The organism is Paenibacillus herberti (assembly GCF_002233675.1).
Taxonomy (GTDB): domain Bacteria; phylum Bacillota; class Bacilli; order Paenibacillales; family Paenibacillaceae; genus Paenibacillus_O; species Paenibacillus_O herberti.
Window position 1 is genome coordinate 2,314,773 of the sequence record NZ_NMUQ01000001.1, and the last position, 17,016, is coordinate 2,331,788.

General features: G+C 51.1%; 15 protein-coding genes. 3 read left to right on the top strand and 12 right to left on the bottom strand.

The features are described 5' to 3' along the window. The first annotated feature begins 189 nt into the window (after positions 1 to 189). Together CGZ75_RS10665 and CGZ75_RS10670 are read left to right on the top strand one after the other, a co-directional pair. Complete coding sequence (locus CGZ75_RS10665) at positions 190 to 564, top strand: BlaI/MecI/CopY family transcriptional regulator (protein ID WP_089524141.1); 375 nt, start codon at positions 190 to 192, stop codon at positions 562 to 564. Between the two features lie 156 nt (positions 565 to 720). After that, positions 721 to 1,263, top strand: a complete 543-nt coding sequence (locus CGZ75_RS10670) for a M56 family metallopeptidase (protein ID WP_089524142.1) — start codon at positions 721 to 723, stop codon at positions 1,261 to 1,263. A 121-nt stretch (positions 1,264 to 1,384) separates the two neighbouring features. Here the strand turns inward: CGZ75_RS10670 and CGZ75_RS10675 are convergent, their stop codons facing one another. From CGZ75_RS10675 to CGZ75_RS10695, 5 genes are all read right to left on the bottom strand, one after another. After that, entirely contained in the window at positions 1,385 to 1,783 is a 399-nt protein-coding gene (locus CGZ75_RS10675) for a nucleoside 2-deoxyribosyltransferase (RefSeq protein WP_089524143.1), read from the bottom strand. A gap of 14 nt (positions 1,784 to 1,797) precedes the next feature. Continuing rightward, a complete protein-coding gene (locus CGZ75_RS10680) occupies positions 1,798 to 2,313 on the bottom strand; it encodes an aminoglycoside phosphotransferase family protein (protein ID WP_281255100.1) in 516 nt (171 codons plus the stop codon). 80 nt (positions 2,314 to 2,393) lie between these two features. Next, positions 2,394 to 2,909: a tetratricopeptide repeat protein gene (locus CGZ75_RS10685; protein ID WP_089524145.1), complete on the bottom strand. Its 516-nt coding sequence runs from the start codon at positions 2,907 to 2,909 to the stop codon at positions 2,394 to 2,396. A gap of 150 nt (positions 2,910 to 3,059) precedes the next feature. Further along, entirely contained in the window at positions 3,060 to 3,437 is a 378-nt protein-coding gene (locus tag CGZ75_RS26465) for a pentapeptide repeat-containing protein (RefSeq protein WP_089524146.1), read from the bottom strand. A gap of 163 nt (positions 3,438 to 3,600) precedes the next feature. Further along, entirely contained in the window at positions 3,601 to 4,680 is a 1,080-nt protein-coding gene (locus CGZ75_RS10695) for a Gfo/Idh/MocA family protein (protein ID WP_089524147.1), read from the bottom strand. 171 nt (positions 4,681 to 4,851) lie between these two features. Here CGZ75_RS10695 and CGZ75_RS10700 point away from each other — a divergent pair, with 171 nt between their 5' ends. Further along, positions 4,852 to 5,721, top strand: coding sequence for a helix-turn-helix domain-containing protein (locus CGZ75_RS10700; RefSeq protein ID WP_089524148.1), 870 nt, complete (start codon positions 4,852 to 4,854; stop codon positions 5,719 to 5,721). 162 nt (positions 5,722 to 5,883) lie between these two features. Here the strand turns inward: CGZ75_RS10700 and CGZ75_RS10705 are convergent, their stop codons facing one another. The 7 genes from CGZ75_RS10705 to CGZ75_RS10735 form a co-directional block, all read right to left on the bottom strand. Beyond that, on the bottom strand, positions 5,884 to 6,600 hold the full coding sequence (locus tag CGZ75_RS10705; protein ID WP_089524149.1) for a response regulator transcription factor: 717 nt from the start codon (positions 6,598 to 6,600) through the stop codon (positions 5,884 to 5,886). Between the two features lie 214 nt (positions 6,601 to 6,814). Continuing rightward, entirely contained in the window at positions 6,815 to 8,602 is a 1,788-nt protein-coding gene (pnpS, locus tag CGZ75_RS10710) for a two-component system histidine kinase PnpS (protein ID WP_089524150.1), read from the bottom strand. 812 nt (positions 8,603 to 9,414) lie between these two features. Continuing rightward, a complete protein-coding gene (locus CGZ75_RS10715) occupies positions 9,415 to 11,049 on the bottom strand; it encodes a glycoside hydrolase family 3 protein (RefSeq protein ID WP_089524151.1) in 1,635 nt (544 codons plus the stop codon). 255 nt (positions 11,050 to 11,304) lie between these two features. Then, on the bottom strand, positions 11,305 to 11,547 hold the full coding sequence (locus CGZ75_RS10720; protein WP_089524152.1) for a hypothetical protein: 243 nt from the start codon (positions 11,545 to 11,547) through the stop codon (positions 11,305 to 11,307). A 30-nt stretch (positions 11,548 to 11,577) separates the two neighbouring features. Then, a complete protein-coding gene (locus CGZ75_RS10725; protein ID WP_245850774.1) occupies positions 11,578 to 14,448 on the bottom strand; it encodes a DEAD/DEAH box helicase in 2,871 nt (956 codons plus the stop codon). Continuing rightward, positions 14,445 to 16,106, bottom strand: a complete 1,662-nt coding sequence (locus CGZ75_RS10730) for an SWIM zinc finger family protein (protein ID WP_176444762.1) — start codon at positions 16,104 to 16,106, stop codon at positions 14,445 to 14,447. The genes CGZ75_RS10725 and CGZ75_RS10730 overlap by 4 nt, the downstream gene beginning before the upstream one ends. Positions 16,107 to 16,303: 197 nt before the next feature. Continuing rightward, positions 16,304 to 16,984, bottom strand: a complete 681-nt coding sequence (locus tag CGZ75_RS10735; RefSeq protein WP_089524659.1) for a tetratricopeptide repeat protein — start codon at positions 16,982 to 16,984, stop codon at positions 16,304 to 16,306. Positions 16,985 to 17,016 lie beyond the last annotated feature (32 nt).

The window sequence follows — 17,016 nt, forward strand, 5'->3', positions numbered from 1 at the left end:
TATGTTACTCCGCTCTGAACTCACTATACCATTTTGGAACGATTAGCTCAAAACAGTCCTGATCCCCCAATACCCAATTGATTTTCCCATCCCTTGACAGTTCACTACGCAATGTAGTAAATCGGAATCACTACGAAACGTAGTGAATAAACTCATTATGGACGCATAATGACGTAAGAGGTGTTCACTGTGAACCAAGTTCAAAAGCTATCGGATACTGAATTGGTATTAATGGAGGCAATTTGGGAATGTACATCTCCGGTTACCTCGACGGAACTGTTGCGGCTGTTTTCCCAAAAAGGGCGAGAATGGAAAGGGCAAACCATTTCCACCTTCCTATCTCGATTGGTGGATAAGGGAGCACTCACTGCTACACGTCATGGACGAACAAACAGTTATGTGCCTCGCATTTCGCGTGAAGACTACAAGCTCGCCGAAACCCAACACGTTCTGGACGGATTGTATAAAGGTTCGGTGAAAAACCTGATTTCGGCTTTATATGATGGCGACAAGTTGTCGGACAGCGATATCGCTGAAATCAAACAATGGTTTTCGGAAAAGTAGGGCTAGAGATGAAAACACTTTTAGACTTTATTGTCTCTTCGTCTATTGCTGGAAGCATCGTTGTTCTGTGCCAATTGTTGCTAAAGCCATTTGTCATTAAGCTGCATGCAAGATGGAGCTACCGTCTGACGAAATTAGCTGTAGGTATTAAATTCGATGTCCGACCAAAAAGCAACCTACTCTGAACCTTCTTCGCCTCCTTGGTTACTAAGCACCCAGACGGGTCGTTTCTTATTAATCGTATGGGTATTGGGAGCAGTTGGGTTCTCGACATGGCAGATCTACTGTTATATCAAATTCGCAAAAAATGTTCGAAGCACTTGGTTGCCAGTTCCGAAAGAAAACGAAGCCGTGCACTTACTAAATGAACTAAAACAAAACTTGTCCATACCAGACAAAGTTCAAATTGCCTACAGTAATGGTATTAGCAGTCCCATCCTAATGGGAATACGTTCTCCCGCCATACTGTTACCTGCCGCACATTGTTTACAGGCCAATTTGAAGTTGGTCATTCATCATGAACTGGTTCATTTGAAGCAAAAGGATTTATGGGTGAAATTGCTTGTATTAGTAGTCAGTGCTGTTCATTGGTTTAATCAGTGGAAAACAATTAATGAGGAGGCTTGGCATGATGATGAATGTAAAAAAGGTAAAGAAGAAGTCTCTGCTAATTGCCACACTGACCATTATGGTTGGTAGTATAATTAGTGTTTCATCTTCGGTTTGGGCTATGAAATATGTCCCTCCTATGGATGAAAATACACAGCAGCAACAACCACCTACTGATGAAAAGTAATCTTATTCAAGAACACCGCCTTTTTCAGGCGGTGTTCTTGAATAATGAAGTGATTGAATTTATCAAGTCCTCTAAGGAGCCAATTCTCTGCTCAACTGAATCAACATGATAAAACGTACATGTGTTTCCGATTTCATTCAGTTCATTTGTTGAGGAGTATAAACAAATTTTCTTCCCTGCCCCCAAAGCAATTCCTAACTCAACATGACTCCCTTTCCCTGCTGGAATCATGACAATTACTATATCTGCAGCCAACACCCCTGAAACTTCTTCTTGGCCAATTTTACGGAGTTCGGCAATGGAGTCTATTTTCGAATTTGTCGTCCAGTCGTACGTCTGTTGGAAACCATACGCTTTCAAACTCTCAGCTACGTGCCGCACGTTTTCTTTGTTTTTGAGACTGGACGCTATATAAAATTTCATTTCGCTCCCCCATTCTAAATCAGCCTGAACCCGCTATACCATTTAGGCACAACTGACTCAAAATGATCATGGTCTTTCATGACTCTGTGGACTTTCTCCATCATCGAATCTAATTCTTCCGGCTTCACTTTTAAAATCCAGACCACGGATGAAATCAACGTCATCGCCATATAAAGAGAATACAGTCGCCAAAACTGCTCTGAAGGCTCCATGCCGCTATTGTATCCTTGAATTTGACCAACTGAAAAAGGAACACTGACTTCCGAACAGAATATACCGACCTTTACAAACTCATGAATTGGATCGCCCCAGTCCCATCTGTTGAAGTCGATAATGCCTGAAAGCGTATCATCCTTCATAATAAGGTTTCCAAAATGAAAGTCGTCATGCTGAAACCGATTAGGCCTGTCTTTCAAGAGATCGAGATGCCCGTCTTTAAAAGAGAGAAGCTTCTCATTTTCATTTATGGAAACGCCGCATTCCGCATATTCCTTCCGGTACGTTTGAGTAACCTTTGTGAATTTGCTCAAGCTTGGAACAATGTTTGAACAAAGAATTATGGTAGCGCAGTTGTTTAAAAAGATCCCTTACCATACTCTGCCTGCTTTCATTAATCTTGATTAGCGGTTTCATCAAGGTCTTCATTATAAGCAAGAATTCCGCGTTTAAAATACTGAAGTTTCTCATCCGTCGTAGATTCCATCAAATTAGCAATCAGCAGCTCCACACTTTCCTTGTACTGCCCCGTATTGTACAGAGCCATGCTGAGAAACACTCGGATCGCCTTATTTTCCGGAAACTCATCTCTGCCCCTGCGCAAGGTTTCAACTGACTTCTCGTAATGTCCCCAGTATCGGTACGTACTCCCGAGCCCCATCAGGCATCTTTCACGGTCAGCTCCTGATAAGCCTAGTTCCAGCGCCTTCTCGTAAAAGGGAATCGCCTCTTTACCCAGCCCCGAGTTGTCATGAACGATCCCGGTTTGGTAGTTGGTCTCTGCATCCTCTGGATATTCGGAAAGTAAAGTTAATAAATCCTCGCGAACTGCGGCTAAAATCTCCTGATCCTGCTTGGCACGCCCTGCTTCTCGACGTTCAATTAATTGATTTAGTCGTTCTCTATTCATCTTATAATCCTCCTCTACTGCTCTTCCTTTCAATGGCTTTCCTAACAGTTCGCGATAATTGGAATAATTTCCTTTTCACTTTTAGTAATCTGCTATTTCCAACCGAAAACAAAGACCATCCTGTATGCAGGATGGCCGCCTACCTAATACCTATTCCTTGCTCCCCTGATACTGCTCGAGAAGTTCTTCAATTGAAACCCCATTGATCTTCAGTCCCTTAATGTCGCAATCTTTAATGTCCACATTAGAAAGGTTGCAGTTAAGAAAGGACGTCCCGTTCAATTCGACGTTCTCAAATCGGTTACTCTTCCCATCAGACTTTATATCATGGAAATATGCTCCGCCCATTTCACATTGGCCAACCTCAATCTCCCATAACCCAATCTCATTGAATTTAGCAAGATGCATGTTAATGTTGTGGAAAAAAGCTTTGCTCATATTAATGTCATCAAATTTGGAGCTTTCCAAATTGATGTTAACGAACCTCGTTTTGTACAAATCGATGTCGTCAAAATTACTTTCCCCCATTGAAAGGCGGCGGAATTGAGCTTCCCTCGTTGTAATCACATACAACCCTAGTTTAAAAAAAAGACCATTCTCCACCTTGGAGAACGGTCTTTCATGTTGTCAGTCCGCAATGCGGACTTCAATTCAGCCTTGCTCAGCTTGAACTCATCGAGTTCGAGCTCAGTTAATCGAAGTAAACGGCCTTGCCTGTTTTGGACGATTCGTAGATCGCTTCAAGAATCTCAGAAACGACAAGAGCTTGCTCCGCCGTAACGACCGGGTCTGTGTCATTGATGACCGCTTGAATCCAAGCGCGTGCTTCCAGCTCGCCCGGATCTTCGGATGCACCTTCGTAGAAGGCTACGCCGCCGCTGCTCAGCTCGATTTCTTTAACGTACAGGCGAGCATTCTCCTCACCGTTGATGCGCAGGCAGCCCTTCATGTCGGCGCCAGCTTTGGTGCCGCTCAGGGATACTTTCGCCTCATCCACTTCCAGGGAATTAAGCGCCCAGCTGGATTCCAGCACGATAGAAGCACCATTCTCCATAGTGATCATGGCGAAAGCAGAGTCTTCAACCGTAAACTTAGCTGGATCCCAAGGGCCCCAAGCGTTTGCGGCATTTTCCTTCTGGGATAGCTTATGGTAAGCACGGCCGAGAACTGCCTTTGGCTTGTAGTTATCCATCATCCACAGCGCCAGATCAAGCGCATGCGTGCCGATGTCGATGAGCGGGCCTCCACCTTGTTTGTCCTCGTCGAGGAATACACCCCAAGTTGGTACAGCACGACGACGGATCGCATGAGCTTTGGCAAAGTATACTTCGCCAAGTTCGTCACGAACGCAAGCTTCCTTCAGGTAACGAGTATCACCGCGGAAGCGGTTTTGGTAGCCAACCGTCAGCTTTTTGCCGGTACGCTTAGCTGCTTCCAGCATGCGGCGTGCGTCATCGGCTGTTTTGGCCATAGGCTTTTCACACATGACATGTTTGCCGGCTTCAAGCGCAGCGATCGCGATGTCTGCATGGGAATCATTAGGTGTACAAACATGCACAACTGTGATTGAAGGATCGTTCAACAGATCATGATAATTCTCATATACAGCTGCTTCTGCGGAACCGAACTTGCCCTTGGCTTCTTCAGCACGTTCACGAACGACATCGCAGAACGCCACCATTTCTGCTTCTTGAACTTTGGCCAGAGATGGCATATGTTTACCGTTTGAAATACCGCCGCAGCCAATAATACCTACGCGTACTTTAGACATGTTAAGTTCCTCCTAGGTTCCATATGAAGAGTTATTGTTGTTTTTAGGTTTTATAAGCTTGAAGCGGGATGCTACAAACACTAGAATAAGTATAAGAGAACTGAACTACAAAAATAAAGCTTCTTTGTAGTGCTGCTTTTATGCGATCTTGGTATATGGAGGCCCTCCCCTTTGGAAGTCTATAACGAAAAGGTACTTTATGAAAACCCTCTTTTGTCCCTTCGCATCTTTCGCTCGCAGCGAAATCACAATCTGCTCATCAACTGGCATTATCACCGGGAGCTGGAATTGTTATTCGTACTGAGCGGAGGTTTGGAAGTTCACGTAGAGGAGGAATGCTTCCAACTCGGGGCAGGAGACGTGGCCATTGTTGGCGCCAATCAACTGCATCGCGACCGAAGTTCGTCCGAGTCGCTGGACTATATTGTGCTCCAGTTTGATTTGGAGCAGTTTTTTGACCATAGCACAATGCCTTATATGCGCTTTTTCATGGAGACGAATCACCCGCTGAGCCAGGTGAACTACATCTTCCAGGAGAACTCCCTTGTCAAAGAGGAAATTGGACAGACCGTCCGAGGCATCCTGGAGGAGGCCACCTCCAAGGTGATTGGGTATGAGCTAGCGGTCAACATGCTGGTCAAAAAAATCCTCTTGCTGCTGCTGCGCAACGACAAACGTCAGATTCTGGCGGATCAGGATAACTTCGATCGGCTTCGCCTGAAGCCAGTTCTGACTTTTGTCGAGCAGCATCTGACCGATCGAATCCAGGTCGAGGAAGTGTGCAAGCTGGCGAATATGAGCTACTACTATTTCGTAAAGTATTTCAAAAAAACAATTGGCCTCAGCTTTACGGAATACGTCAACTACCGCAAAATCAAATGGGCCGAGCGCATCCTGCTAACGAAGGATTTGAGCATTTCTGAGGTTGGAGACCGCATTGGCATGCCGAACATGGCCCATTTTTACAAGATGTTCAAGAAATACAATGACTGCTCGCCTAAGGAATTCCAGAAAAAAATGCTCGCTTGGGGCCGCAACTAAGCGAAAGCACTGCGGCTTCGCCATCCATGGACCGGGTCCGTATGAGCTGAAATTCGAGAATGCTGCCTAGAAGCGTAGCTCTGGTATATCATGAACAAGAAACCGGACCCTCCCTTGCGGAGGTCCGGCTTCTTGTTGTTCAACCTGATGTGCGATTCCGACTCAGCTTGTAGTTACTTTTTTGGGCAAAACGAGCTTGTAACCTACACCACGGATGGACTCGATGCATACCGAGTTGGCGCCAAGCTCAAGCTTCTTGCGGAGGGAGCTAACATGAACGTCCACCGTCCGCTGGCCGCCGATATAATCGAAGCCCCATACTACATTCATTAAATCATCCCGCGTAATGACCATGCCCGGCCGTTGGATCAAATAAAGCAGCACCTCGAACTCCTTCGGGCGCAGCGACACCTGCTCTTGACCAACGATTACCTCGTAACGCTCGGGATAGATCGATAGATCTCCGGCCGTGATGACCTTGTCCTGAGACTCAATCTGATCCGGCACGGCATTGCCGGAACGTCTAAGCACTGCAGATACCCGGGCAAGCAGCTCCGCAACGCCAAAAGGCTTCGTAATATAATCATCCGCCCCATGCTTCAATCCTTGCACGACCTCTTCCTCCGCCGTGCGCGCCGTCAAAATGATTACAGGCGTCTTAACTCCGTTCTGCCTCAGCTTGCCAAGCACCTCGAAGCCGCTCATTCCTGGCAGCATAATATCCAGCATGATCAGGTCAAAGCTACGCTGAATGGCTGCCTGCAAGCCTTCTCCACCGTGGTCGCAGACAGTCACGTCGTAGCCTTCTTGAGTTAAATTATAGGAGAGCAGCCTCGAAAGGGTGGGCTCGTCCTCTATGACAAGCACTTTATGCGACATATCCATTCGACCTCCAGCTATCCTGAACGGGGAACCCGTTCTCTGTATTGTTCATCGGAAGCAAGCTCATCCCTGCTTGAGGCCGCGTATAAACTTAGCGCCAGCTGCAGTTCCTTGCGGGAATCGCTTCTATCGATTTATTTTACCATGCGGGACAGCCTATCGGCCAAAAACATTCTAACGTGTAATTCTTAGTACTGAATTAGTGTAGAACTTAGTACTGAATGACCGGAAGTTCCAACGTAAATACTGTGCCTATACTAAGCGTACTATCGACCGAAATCGTGCCCTTGTGCAGTTCGACCAGATGTTTCACGATCGACAAGCCGAGCCCAGTGCCGCCGCTAACTCGGGATCTGGCTTTGTCCACCCGATAAAATCGCTCGAAGATACGCGGCAGATCCTTTTTTGGAATCCCGATGCCGGTGTCGCTGATACGGATGCGTACCATCTCAATTCCATCTTCCCGTGTTGTGAGCGAAGCCACCAAAGATACATGACCGCCCTCGGGCGTATAATTGATGCCGTTTTGCAGCAGATTGATGATGATTTGCCGCAGCCTGTCCTCATCCGCCTCCAGATAAATTCCTTCTGCAATGGATGTCTCCAGCGTGATGGACTTTTTGGCGGCTTCCGACTCCATTACGACAATGGAACGGTTGAGGAAGGCCGATAGATCAACCGGGGACATCTGCAGCGGCACACGCCTCGACTCCACCTTGGAAAGCTCCAGAATATCTCCGATAAGACGGTTGAGCCGCTCGCTCTCGTCATAAATGATCCCCATGAACTGCTGCGACATAACCGGATCGTGCACGGCTCCACCTAACAACGTCTCGGCAAAACCTTTGATCGCCGTTATCGGCGTTCTCAGTTCATGCGACACATTGGCAACGAATTCGCTGCGCATCCTCTCCAGCCTGCGGATCGCTGACACATCCTGCAGCACCAGAAGCACGCCTCCGTAACTCTTGTCGGTTTCGTATACGGGCACCAGATTCAGCTCAAGCAACCGCTCCTCCGGAAAATAAAACGTAATCTCATCATGCAGAGGCCGTTGATTATCCAGCCCTTGCTGGATGAGCTGAGACAGCTCGTACTGCTGCTTCGCCTCGCTGTAATGCCGGCCGACCATCTCGCGATACTCGAAGCCGAGCACCTCCTCTGCTCTCCGATTGAGCAGCACCATTCGGCCTTCCGGGTTGATCATGACCACGCCGCTGGCCATATTGTCGAGTACGCTGTATAGCTGAGTCTCATTTTGCTGAATTCGGTTCATTTGCACCTGCAGGCCTTCTGCCATGGAATTGACAGCGGCTCCAAGCTCGCCGATCTCATCCTTGCTGCGGATGTCGACACGCACCTCGTAGTCCATCGCCTTGATGCGGCGTGCAGCGCGGGTTATCTGCTCTAGTGGACGGGTAAGTCCAAGCGCGACTCGATAGCTGACCGCTGCGGCCAGCAGGAACAGTAGCAGTAGGCCGGCGATTAGCACCGTCCAAAGCTTGTTCACGCTGCTATCAACCGACGCTAGGCTGTAAGACAGGCGAATAAAATTGGAAGGTTTTTGCTTCGTATCCGCAACCATAGCGACATATAACATATTCTGCCCTACCGTATCGCTATAGCGGATGGCGTTGCCAGCCCCTTCCGCCTGTGCTTGCTGCACCTCGGATCTGTCTAAATGGTTGTCCATCTCAGCAGCGTCATAGTCCGAGTCGCCAAGCACCTTGCCATCCTTGCCGATAAAAGTGACACGCGCTCCTGTGAGCTCTTTGATTGTTGTCGCCTTTTGCTTGAAGTAGGCCGCCGTTTCCTCCACGGAGCCGATTTCCCACTCCATATTGGCATTGATGACCTTCATCTCGCGCAGCATGCTCTCTTCTTGTGCAGCGATATGGTTGTCCTTATAGGTTTTGCCCATTAAGAATCCGGCTGCCGTCACCGACAGACCAATCATTACGATCATAATCCAAGTTAATCGAACTCGAAAACGCTTCATGCCGGCATCTCCCCGTTGTCATCTGCAAGCTACTGAAATACCCATCTATCGTACATCCAGCTTATACGGGGTGCTATAGGAGTATTGTAAACTTTATGTAAAATTTTCATTCGCTCACGCGGAAGCTAAACCATTTGGACCATGCCGCTCCGCTCTCTCGCCCACAAGAGAAAAGGATTGGACAGGAAGCGTTGATTCCTACCCGAAATTGTCGAGGGGAAAACCAGAGAGGCTTCGAATTAGACTCAGCTAAGCTAAAAGCGAAACAGCGGCAGCTTTGGACGAGAAGTCCTGGACTGTCGCTGTTTTAATGAAATGCGTATCCATTGCAGGATACAAAGACAAAGACAAATGCCTAATGGTACCGCCTTCCAAGATGGACCAACATAAGCGGAGCATCAAGAAAAGTTAAGGTGATTTCTTTACATAACTGATTACCTTTCCTAAAACATCTTTTTTTGAATAAACTGCTCCATAACAAGAGAACTGTTCTCCTTTCCCCGCCACTTTCTGTACCGCGCACAGCTCCTAGCGTGTGGTACAGAAAATCAGCGGCATGCCGCCTTCCGGGTTTTGTGGAAGGCGAAAAACCCCCAATAAAAAAAGGGGGTAGTCGATGGAAGTGATGAAGGGAGGAGCGCAGGTGTAGCGGAGGGGCAGCGAATCCTTTTGGAGAAGCGGAAGCGGTCCCCTTGGAAGACGGATGGCCACAGTTAAATGTGTGAGGCAATCCGGGCATCCGTCTTCCAGAAGGATCGGAGAAAGGATCGCTGTCCCGTAGCGGAGATCCGGCGCTGCTTGCTGAATTAGTATTACAGCCCGAAGCCGAAAGGATAAGTCTCCGAAAGCTGCATCGGCAACCGCCCGGAAGGCTTGAGCTCGCCAGTGAGCGCCTTGGCGACAGAACGAAGTGCAAGCGGACGGCATTCGTACACCGCCAAAAATACTTTTACCTGCGGGAACAAATTAACGTCGAGCGGATTGCGCACGGACACGCCTATCGTCTTCTCTGGGGCAAGCTTCAGCAGCTCCTCGGCAATCTGCCGCTCAAGCGGATGTTTCATCGCATCATAGCTGACAAATACAATGCGATCAAATTGCTGCAAATCTGCGAGCGGGTTCTCGCTGTTCATGTGACGCTCCTCAACATTCGGCAGCTTTTGGGCCAGCCAAGAGCCAAGCGTGCCATCACTCGAAAGAAGCTCGTCGGCCACGGATACAGCTTTAATTTCCGGCCAAAGCACGAGTGTACGGCCTTCCCCAGGAAGAGGAAGTAAGCCGCCTTCGTTCTTGACGAGCGTAACAGAAGCTTCACTCCACCGTTCGGCCGCAGCACGGTGCTGGGGCGTGGCGATCAGCGGAGCTGTCTCTTCCCATGTTGCGAGCGGTTCGCCAGCGTTCAGCTTGGTTTTGAGCGCAAGAATACGATCCAGCGATTGCTCTAAACGCGCTTCTGTCAAACGGCCTTCTTCGACGGCCTTCGTGACAGCTTCCAGTGCGGCAAGCTGTTTCTCGTAAGTATGGCTAACCAGCACGAGATCCGCACCAGCCGCAATCGCTTTCACGGCACCTTCGGCCGGTCCGTAATGACTGTCGATCGCGTCCATTTCCAAACAATCGGTCACAATAACGCGGTCATAACCGAGCTCCCCGCGCAGCAACCCGGTCAGGACAGGCTCGGACAAGGTTGAAGGGTCGCCACTTGGATCGAGAGCAGGCAAGCAAATATGTGCGGTCATGATGACATCTGTGCCAGCAGCAATCGCTGCCTTGAATGGAGGAAGCTCAATCTCTTCTAACCGCTGGCGGTCATGCGTGATAATAGGCAGAGCATGATGGGAATCAACGCTTGTATCGCCATGGCCAGGGAAGTGTTTAACGGTAGCTGCGACTCCGGCGGACTGATAACCTTCAACTGCAGCGGCCCCAAGCTCGGATACAAGTTCGGATCGGTCTCCAAAAGACCGCACGTTAATGACTGGATTGTCCGGGTTGTTGTTCACATCCAGGCACGGAGCAAAGTTCAGGTTCACCCCGAGCAGTCGCAGCTCTTCTCCTGAGATGCGGGCTGTTTCATACGCGGCTTCACGGGAGCCTGTAGCTCCAATCGCCATATTGCCCGGCATTAGTGTTACACCGTTTACGATGCGAGCGACCATGCCGCCCTCTTGATCGATGCTGACCAGCAGCGGCGGACGTCCAGCAGCCGCAGTCGCCTGATGCAGTCGGTTCGATAGGCTGTGCACCTGACGAGCATCATCTATATTACGGGTAAAATAAATAACTCCCCCAAGTCCATTCTGCTCGATAACTTCTAGAATTTCGGCCGAAGGCTCTCTATCGGGAAAGCCGAATACAAACAACTGAGCTGCCTTTTCTTTCAGAGTCCAGCTCGCATAAATCTTTTGCTTCGAGGCTTCATTTTTGCTCGTTTCGATCAATGACATGATTGCAATACCTGCCTTTCTTCAAAAAACGATTAATATAAAGCTCAACACGATTAATTGTATCAGCACCCGTAATGAGAATCCATATCCACTACTGACTAAAGTGTCGCATGCGCGGTCATATGGACAGTCACTTGGACGGTTACAGTTGCACGGTTACTTGCACGGTCACATGAACGACTACTAGCTTATCCCTTAATTTGATAAGCTGCTTTCAGGAACAAAAAAAGGCTCCCAAAGGAGCCATAACTGTTGCTATTGCCTACGCATACGGTCTGCGGCCTGACGCATGGCGTCATAGAAAACCTGCCATTCCGGCGGCCGACCGAGCTCGGAATTCGTAGCGGCAGCGCCGCTCACTGCCCAAGCCTCTACTTGCTCTGCCTTCACAGCTTCCGCTGTGTTCGAAGCCGTCTCGCCTGATGCCTCTTCACTACCAGCTGGCTCCCCGGTCAACAAGCCGCCACGGCTATTTATTGCCTTGTTCTGCTCTTCCATGTCGATCCTCCTTCAACGCTGAGACGGCTATCAGCCCTCCAGCCAATCCCTTCGCAAGGTGAAGATTTCCTTCAGCTCGTCAGTGGACAGCTCCGTAATCCACTGCTCGGACTGGCTGACAACCTGATCGTTGAGCGACTGCTTGCGCTCAATCATCTCATGGATCCGCTCTTCAAGTGTGCCGAGAGCGACAAACTTATGGACCTGAACTTGCCGCGTCTGGCCGATTCGGAAAGCGCGGTCGGTCGCCTGATTCTCTACAGCAGGATTCCACCAGCGGTCAAAATGGAACACATGGTTGGCTTCGGTCAGATTAAGACCTATTCCACCTGCCTTAAGCGACAGCACGAACGCTCCGTGAGGCTGCTCCGGATCTTGGAACGCCGCGATCATTTCATCGCGCTTCACCTTCGGCACGCCTCCATGCAAATATGGAACCGGCAAGCCGAGACGCTCCTTGAGAATTCTTTGAAGCGCTAAACCCATATCTACGAACTGTGTGAAAATGAGCGCGCGCTCGCCTTCCGCGGCCATTTCCTCACACATCTCCAGCAGCCTCATCAGCTTGGCGGAGCGATCCGGCGTCCATAGGCCGCTGTCCTGCTCTTCGCCGAGCAGCAGCGCCGGATGGTCGCATACCTGCTTAAGCCGCGTGATGGAGGCCAGGATCAATCCACGGCGCTGCATCGGCGCCAGCGTATCTAGCTTTTCCAACAGATCCGATACGATGCCCTCGTACAGCGCTCCCTGCTCCGCGGTCAAGGTCACATAAACCTGACCTTCATTTTTCTCAGGCAGCGACAACTGGATGGCGGGGTCCTTCTTCAGTCGGCGAAGCATGAACGGCTTGATCCGCCGCTGCAGCGAAGCGATCATCTCCACGCTGCGCTCCTTTTCGATCGGTAGAATGACAGCCCGGCGGAACTCCGGCAATGAGCCAAGATAACCCGGATTCGTAAAGTCGTAGATCGACCAAAGCTCGCTCAGCCGATTCTCCATCGGGGTCCCGGTCATCGCGATGCGATGACTGCTGCGTAAGTTACGGATAGCCGAGGACTGCTTCGTATAGACGTTTTTGATGTTTTGCGCCTCGTCCAGACATAGGCTCTCCCACTGGAACGCACCAAGCTCTTCCTCATCCAGCGATGCCAGTGCGTAAGAGGTAATGACCAGATCCGCTCCCTTGGCAAATTCCAAAAAGGCATCCCGACCTCTAACACGCCGCGGCCCGTAATGAAGACGGACATCAAGTCCAGGTGCGAATCGCTGCAGCTCCTTCTCCCAGTTGCCGATAACTGAAGTCGGGCAGATGAGCAGCGACGGGTCTCCTTCACCACCTGTCTCCTTAATATGGAGCAAATAAGCGGTAAATTGAATTGTTTTGCCAAGTCCCATATCATCTGCCAGTGTAGCGCCCAGCCCAAAGCGGCGCAGGAAGGTCAGCCAGGACACGCCCTGATGCTGATAAGGACGCAGCTCACCTCTGAATGAGGACGGAACCTCGACGAGCGGCAGTTCTGTCGTGTCCTGCAGTTGATTCATCAGCTGCTGTAGATGTGAATTCAGCTCCACTTCCACCTTTAACAGCTCTTCACCGATCTCTTCATCCTCGGAGAGCGCGATGCCACCCTGCAAATGCATCTGCATAATATCTCTGAAGCTGAGCCCTTTGCGGCCACCGTTCTTCTTGATCCAGCCCCGGATGCGCGTAATGTCCTCGGGATGAAGGTGAATCCATTCCCCGTCGATCTTCATGAGTCGCTTGTTCTGCGCCGCCAACTTCATGAACTCTTCCTCGGAGAGGTCCGTACCGCCAAGCGCAAGCTTCCAGTCGAACTGGACAATTTGCGAAAGACCGAACATCGGCTGGTCCGCCGAACCGGCCGCCGACTTCAACTTGGCTTTGAGCCGGACTCTGCGCTTGCGGACATTTTCCCACCAGCCTGGAAGCAACACGGTCGCTCCGGCATCCAGCAGCTTCAGGCTTGCTTGCTCAAGGAACAGCCAGGCTTCCTCATCATCCAGCTTCCGTTTGACCGTCTCTTCCTCCGGTTCGATCCACTCTGGCAGTGCCTGGCTCCACTTGCGCTCTTCGCGCTGTAGTCGCTCTTCCATGAGCGGCAGCCACTCCTCGGGCAATCGCAGCACGGAGCCGGATGCTGGACGCCAGCTGCCCGCACGCCCGCCTCGATCCAGCGGAATCCAGCCGTCCTCACCGGAACGGCCGCGCAGGGCTGCTCGCAGCGTCCAATCACCGCTCTCATCCGGCTCAGCCAGCTGCAAGGCAATCCGAAACGGGAAGCTATCCTGCTTCAAGCCGATGCCGATGTACCAATCCTCTTCGTCGGGCGAGCGACGCTCCAATGCAGGCCCGATCGACCGTTCAAGCGAAGACCATGCGGCTCGCACCGTGCCGTCTTCGGTTATTAGTCCTTCCACACATGCACTCAGCCACTGCGACAGCCACTCGGCTGTGGCTTCATTTTTGTGACCACTATCAGGGGTATCCTGGAATCGCCAGCGCCTCTCCCTATCCTTCCAGCCGGTCCAATCAGGCTCGAAATGGCCCTCCGTCAATGCTTCCAGTATCCGCATGGCACCGGACTGCAGCTCCTTCGCCGACTGTCCCCATTCAATGGAGATCATCCTGACAGGCTGCGGTGAGGATAAATAATCCAACGCAATCAACGGACTCAGCAGCATTGGCCTTATTTTACTTGGCCCTTCCACTTCCAAATATTCAATCTCACTTCCGTACCAGGAAGGCTCATGCCATGCAAACAGCAGATTACGAATGCGAGCTTCAAGCTCTCCCGCATCCTCCGTTTGCAGCACGACACCAGCACCATTCCAGCTTCCTTCCATCACGATCGGTTTCGTTGCAGAGAATCCTTTCATCATTTCAAAATGGTTCCTTTCCGCAATTCTTCCTGGAAAGCTCTCATTCGCTGATATTTGGCCACAGTCCGCTCAAGGTAAATCTTCCAAGCTTCCGGTCTCTTCACCGCGACGTACAGCTTCTCCAGCTTCTTTAGCTGTTTGACAGCCATCCGATAGCTTTGCCTGTTGCGCATGGAAATCCACCCCTCAACAGCCTGATGGTACAGCGGGATCAACACAGAAGGCGCTCGCTTGGCAATAAGCCGCATATCAGCAGGATCCAGCTCATCGGGCCGCAGGCCCATCGCTAGCTGCAGATCCGCCCATTCCTCGAAGCTGCCTTTTTCCAGCAAAAGATCGGCCACAGCCATGTAGGAATATGGCATTTTGTCGATCATATAACGCTGCCAAGTCGGATTTTCTTGCTGTGCCAAATCCGCTTCGCGGCATAAAAGCAGGAATGGCTGAAGCAATCCGCCGCGTTTGCCGTCCGCGATGGCATTCAGATAATCCATCCACAGCTGAAACTTTTCCCATTCGCGACTCTCTAATCGCCGCTTTGCATATTCCAGTGCCAGCGCTGAGGCTGGCTCGGGCGGTGTCTGTTTCAGCCGCTCCACCGCTCTGCTGTCCTCGCCCTGGGCCGCATCCAGATAAGCAAGCGCGGTAAGCGGAAAATTCCGACCAGCATCGCTCGTTCCAGCCTCCTCCTGCGAGGAAGCAGGGGCTGATGCATCCTCACTGTCGGCTGAAGCACTGGATGGAGGCCCTGCGGCTTCCAGCAGCTTCTCCAGCTTCAGGCGCTCGTCCTCCCGCCATTCAGCATTATGCAGCAGAGCTGCCGCGAGTCCAAAATAAAGCTGGTTCCAACGGAACAGGCGAGCATCTGCACGGCCCGCTTGCTCCCGCAAATATGCGGCAAGCGCATCTCGCCAGGCCAGACCGGTTTCTTCCTCCGTGTCTGCTGTCAGTTGAGTTGCAAGCGAATAATAATGTTCAATCCACGGCTCCGCCATACGGGTGAAGCTCATCTCTTGATAATAGCGGCTGAAGGCATCCGACAGCCGGACTGCCCGCTCCGCCTGTTCCAGGATGAACAGAATCGAATACATCCAATGCATACGCTGGAGCGGCTTCGGCCAGTCGCGTGCAGATCCCTTGAGCGCAGAGAGCACTGACTGCAACGGATGAAGAGTATGGCGGCAGCCTTGCCAGGTCTGCCCATATTTGCGCTCCATCCAGTCCATCCACTCTCGGGGCGAGGCATCCTCGGAAAGTCCTACCGTAGCTGCAGCAGAGAGGGATGCCGCCTGCTCCGGCTGCGCCTTTTCCACCCAGCTTACCTTAACAGGACCTGCGCCAGTCAGCCGCTCCATCGCCCGCTCGGGCTGTCCGCCCTGCTGCTTGATCGCTGCAAAGTATACGGCCGCCATATGCTTGCACCATCCAGTGTATGGACAGCTGCAGCTGTTGTCTTCGAAACGGCTCCCCAAGATGACTTTATAGAAATCCGTCCCCGACACAACGCCTATAAGCAGCGATCCGGCTTGCTTCACTTGAGAAACTTTCCCCTGTGAAACATAGTCCCAGCCGCGAGAGATGATTTCCTTGCGCGTATAATCGGCGATTTTCCGCTCAAGCTCATTCAGAAACGATTCCGAGATTTCGTCCGCTCCCATTGCTGTCACCCGCTTTTCTTTTTCGGCATTCTTACCATTATACCAAAAAAACAAGCAAAACGGACTCAACTCAAAATGCTTCCATAAATCAAAGCCAGCCGTTAGCAATTTCCGGCTGCTGGCGGACAGTGGAGAAGCTAAAAAAGCCAGCCCGCGCATTAGATGCGCTTGCTGGCTCGAACGGTTGTTATAAAGCCTTAAGTTGAACTTTTGCGAAGGAAACAGAGCAGCGCCCAGCGCCTTTCCTGCCGTCGCTTGTATCGCGGGAGCATGCGGTACAAGCGAATTCCTTCTTCGAAGGCAGTTTTGGCTTCAGCCTTGCGGTTCAGCTCCTGTAGCAGTAAACCCATCCTGTAGTAGCTCTCACAGGAAGAGGACTGAATCCCAGAAAAGGTTTCCAGATGCTGGATCGCCTTGGATTTATCCGTGCGCGCCTTATGGGCAGCTAGGCGAAGATGGGGCTGGCCGTATTTGACCCGCGGATTGAGCTCAAGCGCTTTCAAAATGGCCGCTTCGCCCTCCTCTTGCCGACCTGTATGCAATAGGCTCGTGCCGTAATCGTCCCAGAACTCAGCGGAATCCTCCATCATATGCGAATCCTTCAGCGGCTCCAGCGTCCGCAACGCATCTCCGTATTTTTTGCGCTCAAGCAGCAGCCTAGACAGCTCCAGTCGGGAGCCGCTATTGCTCGGATTGGCATCCAGCTCGCGCCGGAGCGCGGAGATGCGCCTCCTTCTGCGGATCGGCTTCCTCAAACTAGGCGTAAGCCCGATGAAACGTCGGTCAATCAAGTACAGCACAGCGAGCAGAACGAGCAAGGCAATGAACGGGTTGCCAAGCAAAGCCCAGAGCAGGCCGAATAGTAGGGCAAGTTTCATTTCAAGCAACTCCAATCCCAAGAAAATCAGAC

Excerpts from the sequence above, each read along its gene's own strand:
- CGZ75_RS10670 (WP_089524142.1), top strand. The coding sequence starts at position 721 with ATGTCCGACCAAAAAGCAACCTACTCTGAACCTTCTTCGCCTCCTTGG.
- CGZ75_RS10675 (WP_089524143.1), bottom strand. The coding sequence starts at position 1,783 with ATGAAATTTTATATAGCGTCCAGTCTCAAAAACAAAGAAAACGTGCGG.
- CGZ75_RS10685 (WP_089524145.1), bottom strand. The coding sequence starts at position 2,909 with ATGAATAGAGAACGACTAAATCAATTAATTGAACGTCGAGAAGCAGGG.
- CGZ75_RS26465 (WP_089524146.1), bottom strand. The coding sequence starts at position 3,437 with ATGGGGGAAAGTAATTTTGACGACATCGATTTGTACAAAACGAGGTTC.
- CGZ75_RS10695 (WP_089524147.1), bottom strand. The coding sequence starts at position 4,680 with ATGTCTAAAGTACGCGTAGGTATTATTGGCTGCGGCGGTATTTCAAAC.
- CGZ75_RS10705 (WP_089524149.1), bottom strand. The coding sequence starts at position 6,600 with ATGTCGCATAAAGTGCTTGTCATAGAGGACGAGCCCACCCTTTCGAGG.
- pnpS (WP_089524150.1), bottom strand. The coding sequence starts at position 8,602 with ATGAAGCGTTTTCGAGTTCGATTAACTTGGATTATGATCGTAATGATT.
- CGZ75_RS10715 (WP_089524151.1), bottom strand. The coding sequence starts at position 11,049 with ATGTCATTGATCGAAACGAGCAAAAATGAAGCCTCGAAGCAAAAGATT.
- CGZ75_RS10720 (WP_089524152.1), bottom strand. The coding sequence starts at position 11,547 with ATGGAAGAGCAGAACAAGGCAATAAATAGCCGTGGCGGCTTGTTGACC.
- CGZ75_RS10725 (WP_245850774.1), bottom strand. The coding sequence starts at position 14,448 with ATGATGAAAGGATTCTCTGCAACGAAACCGATCGTGATGGAAGGAAGC.
- CGZ75_RS10730 (WP_176444762.1), bottom strand. The coding sequence starts at position 16,106 with ATGGGAGCGGACGAAATCTCGGAATCGTTTCTGAATGAGCTTGAGCGG.
- CGZ75_RS10735 (WP_089524659.1), bottom strand. The coding sequence starts at position 16,984 with ATGAAACTTGCCCTACTATTCGGCCTGCTCTGGGCTTTGCTTGGCAAC.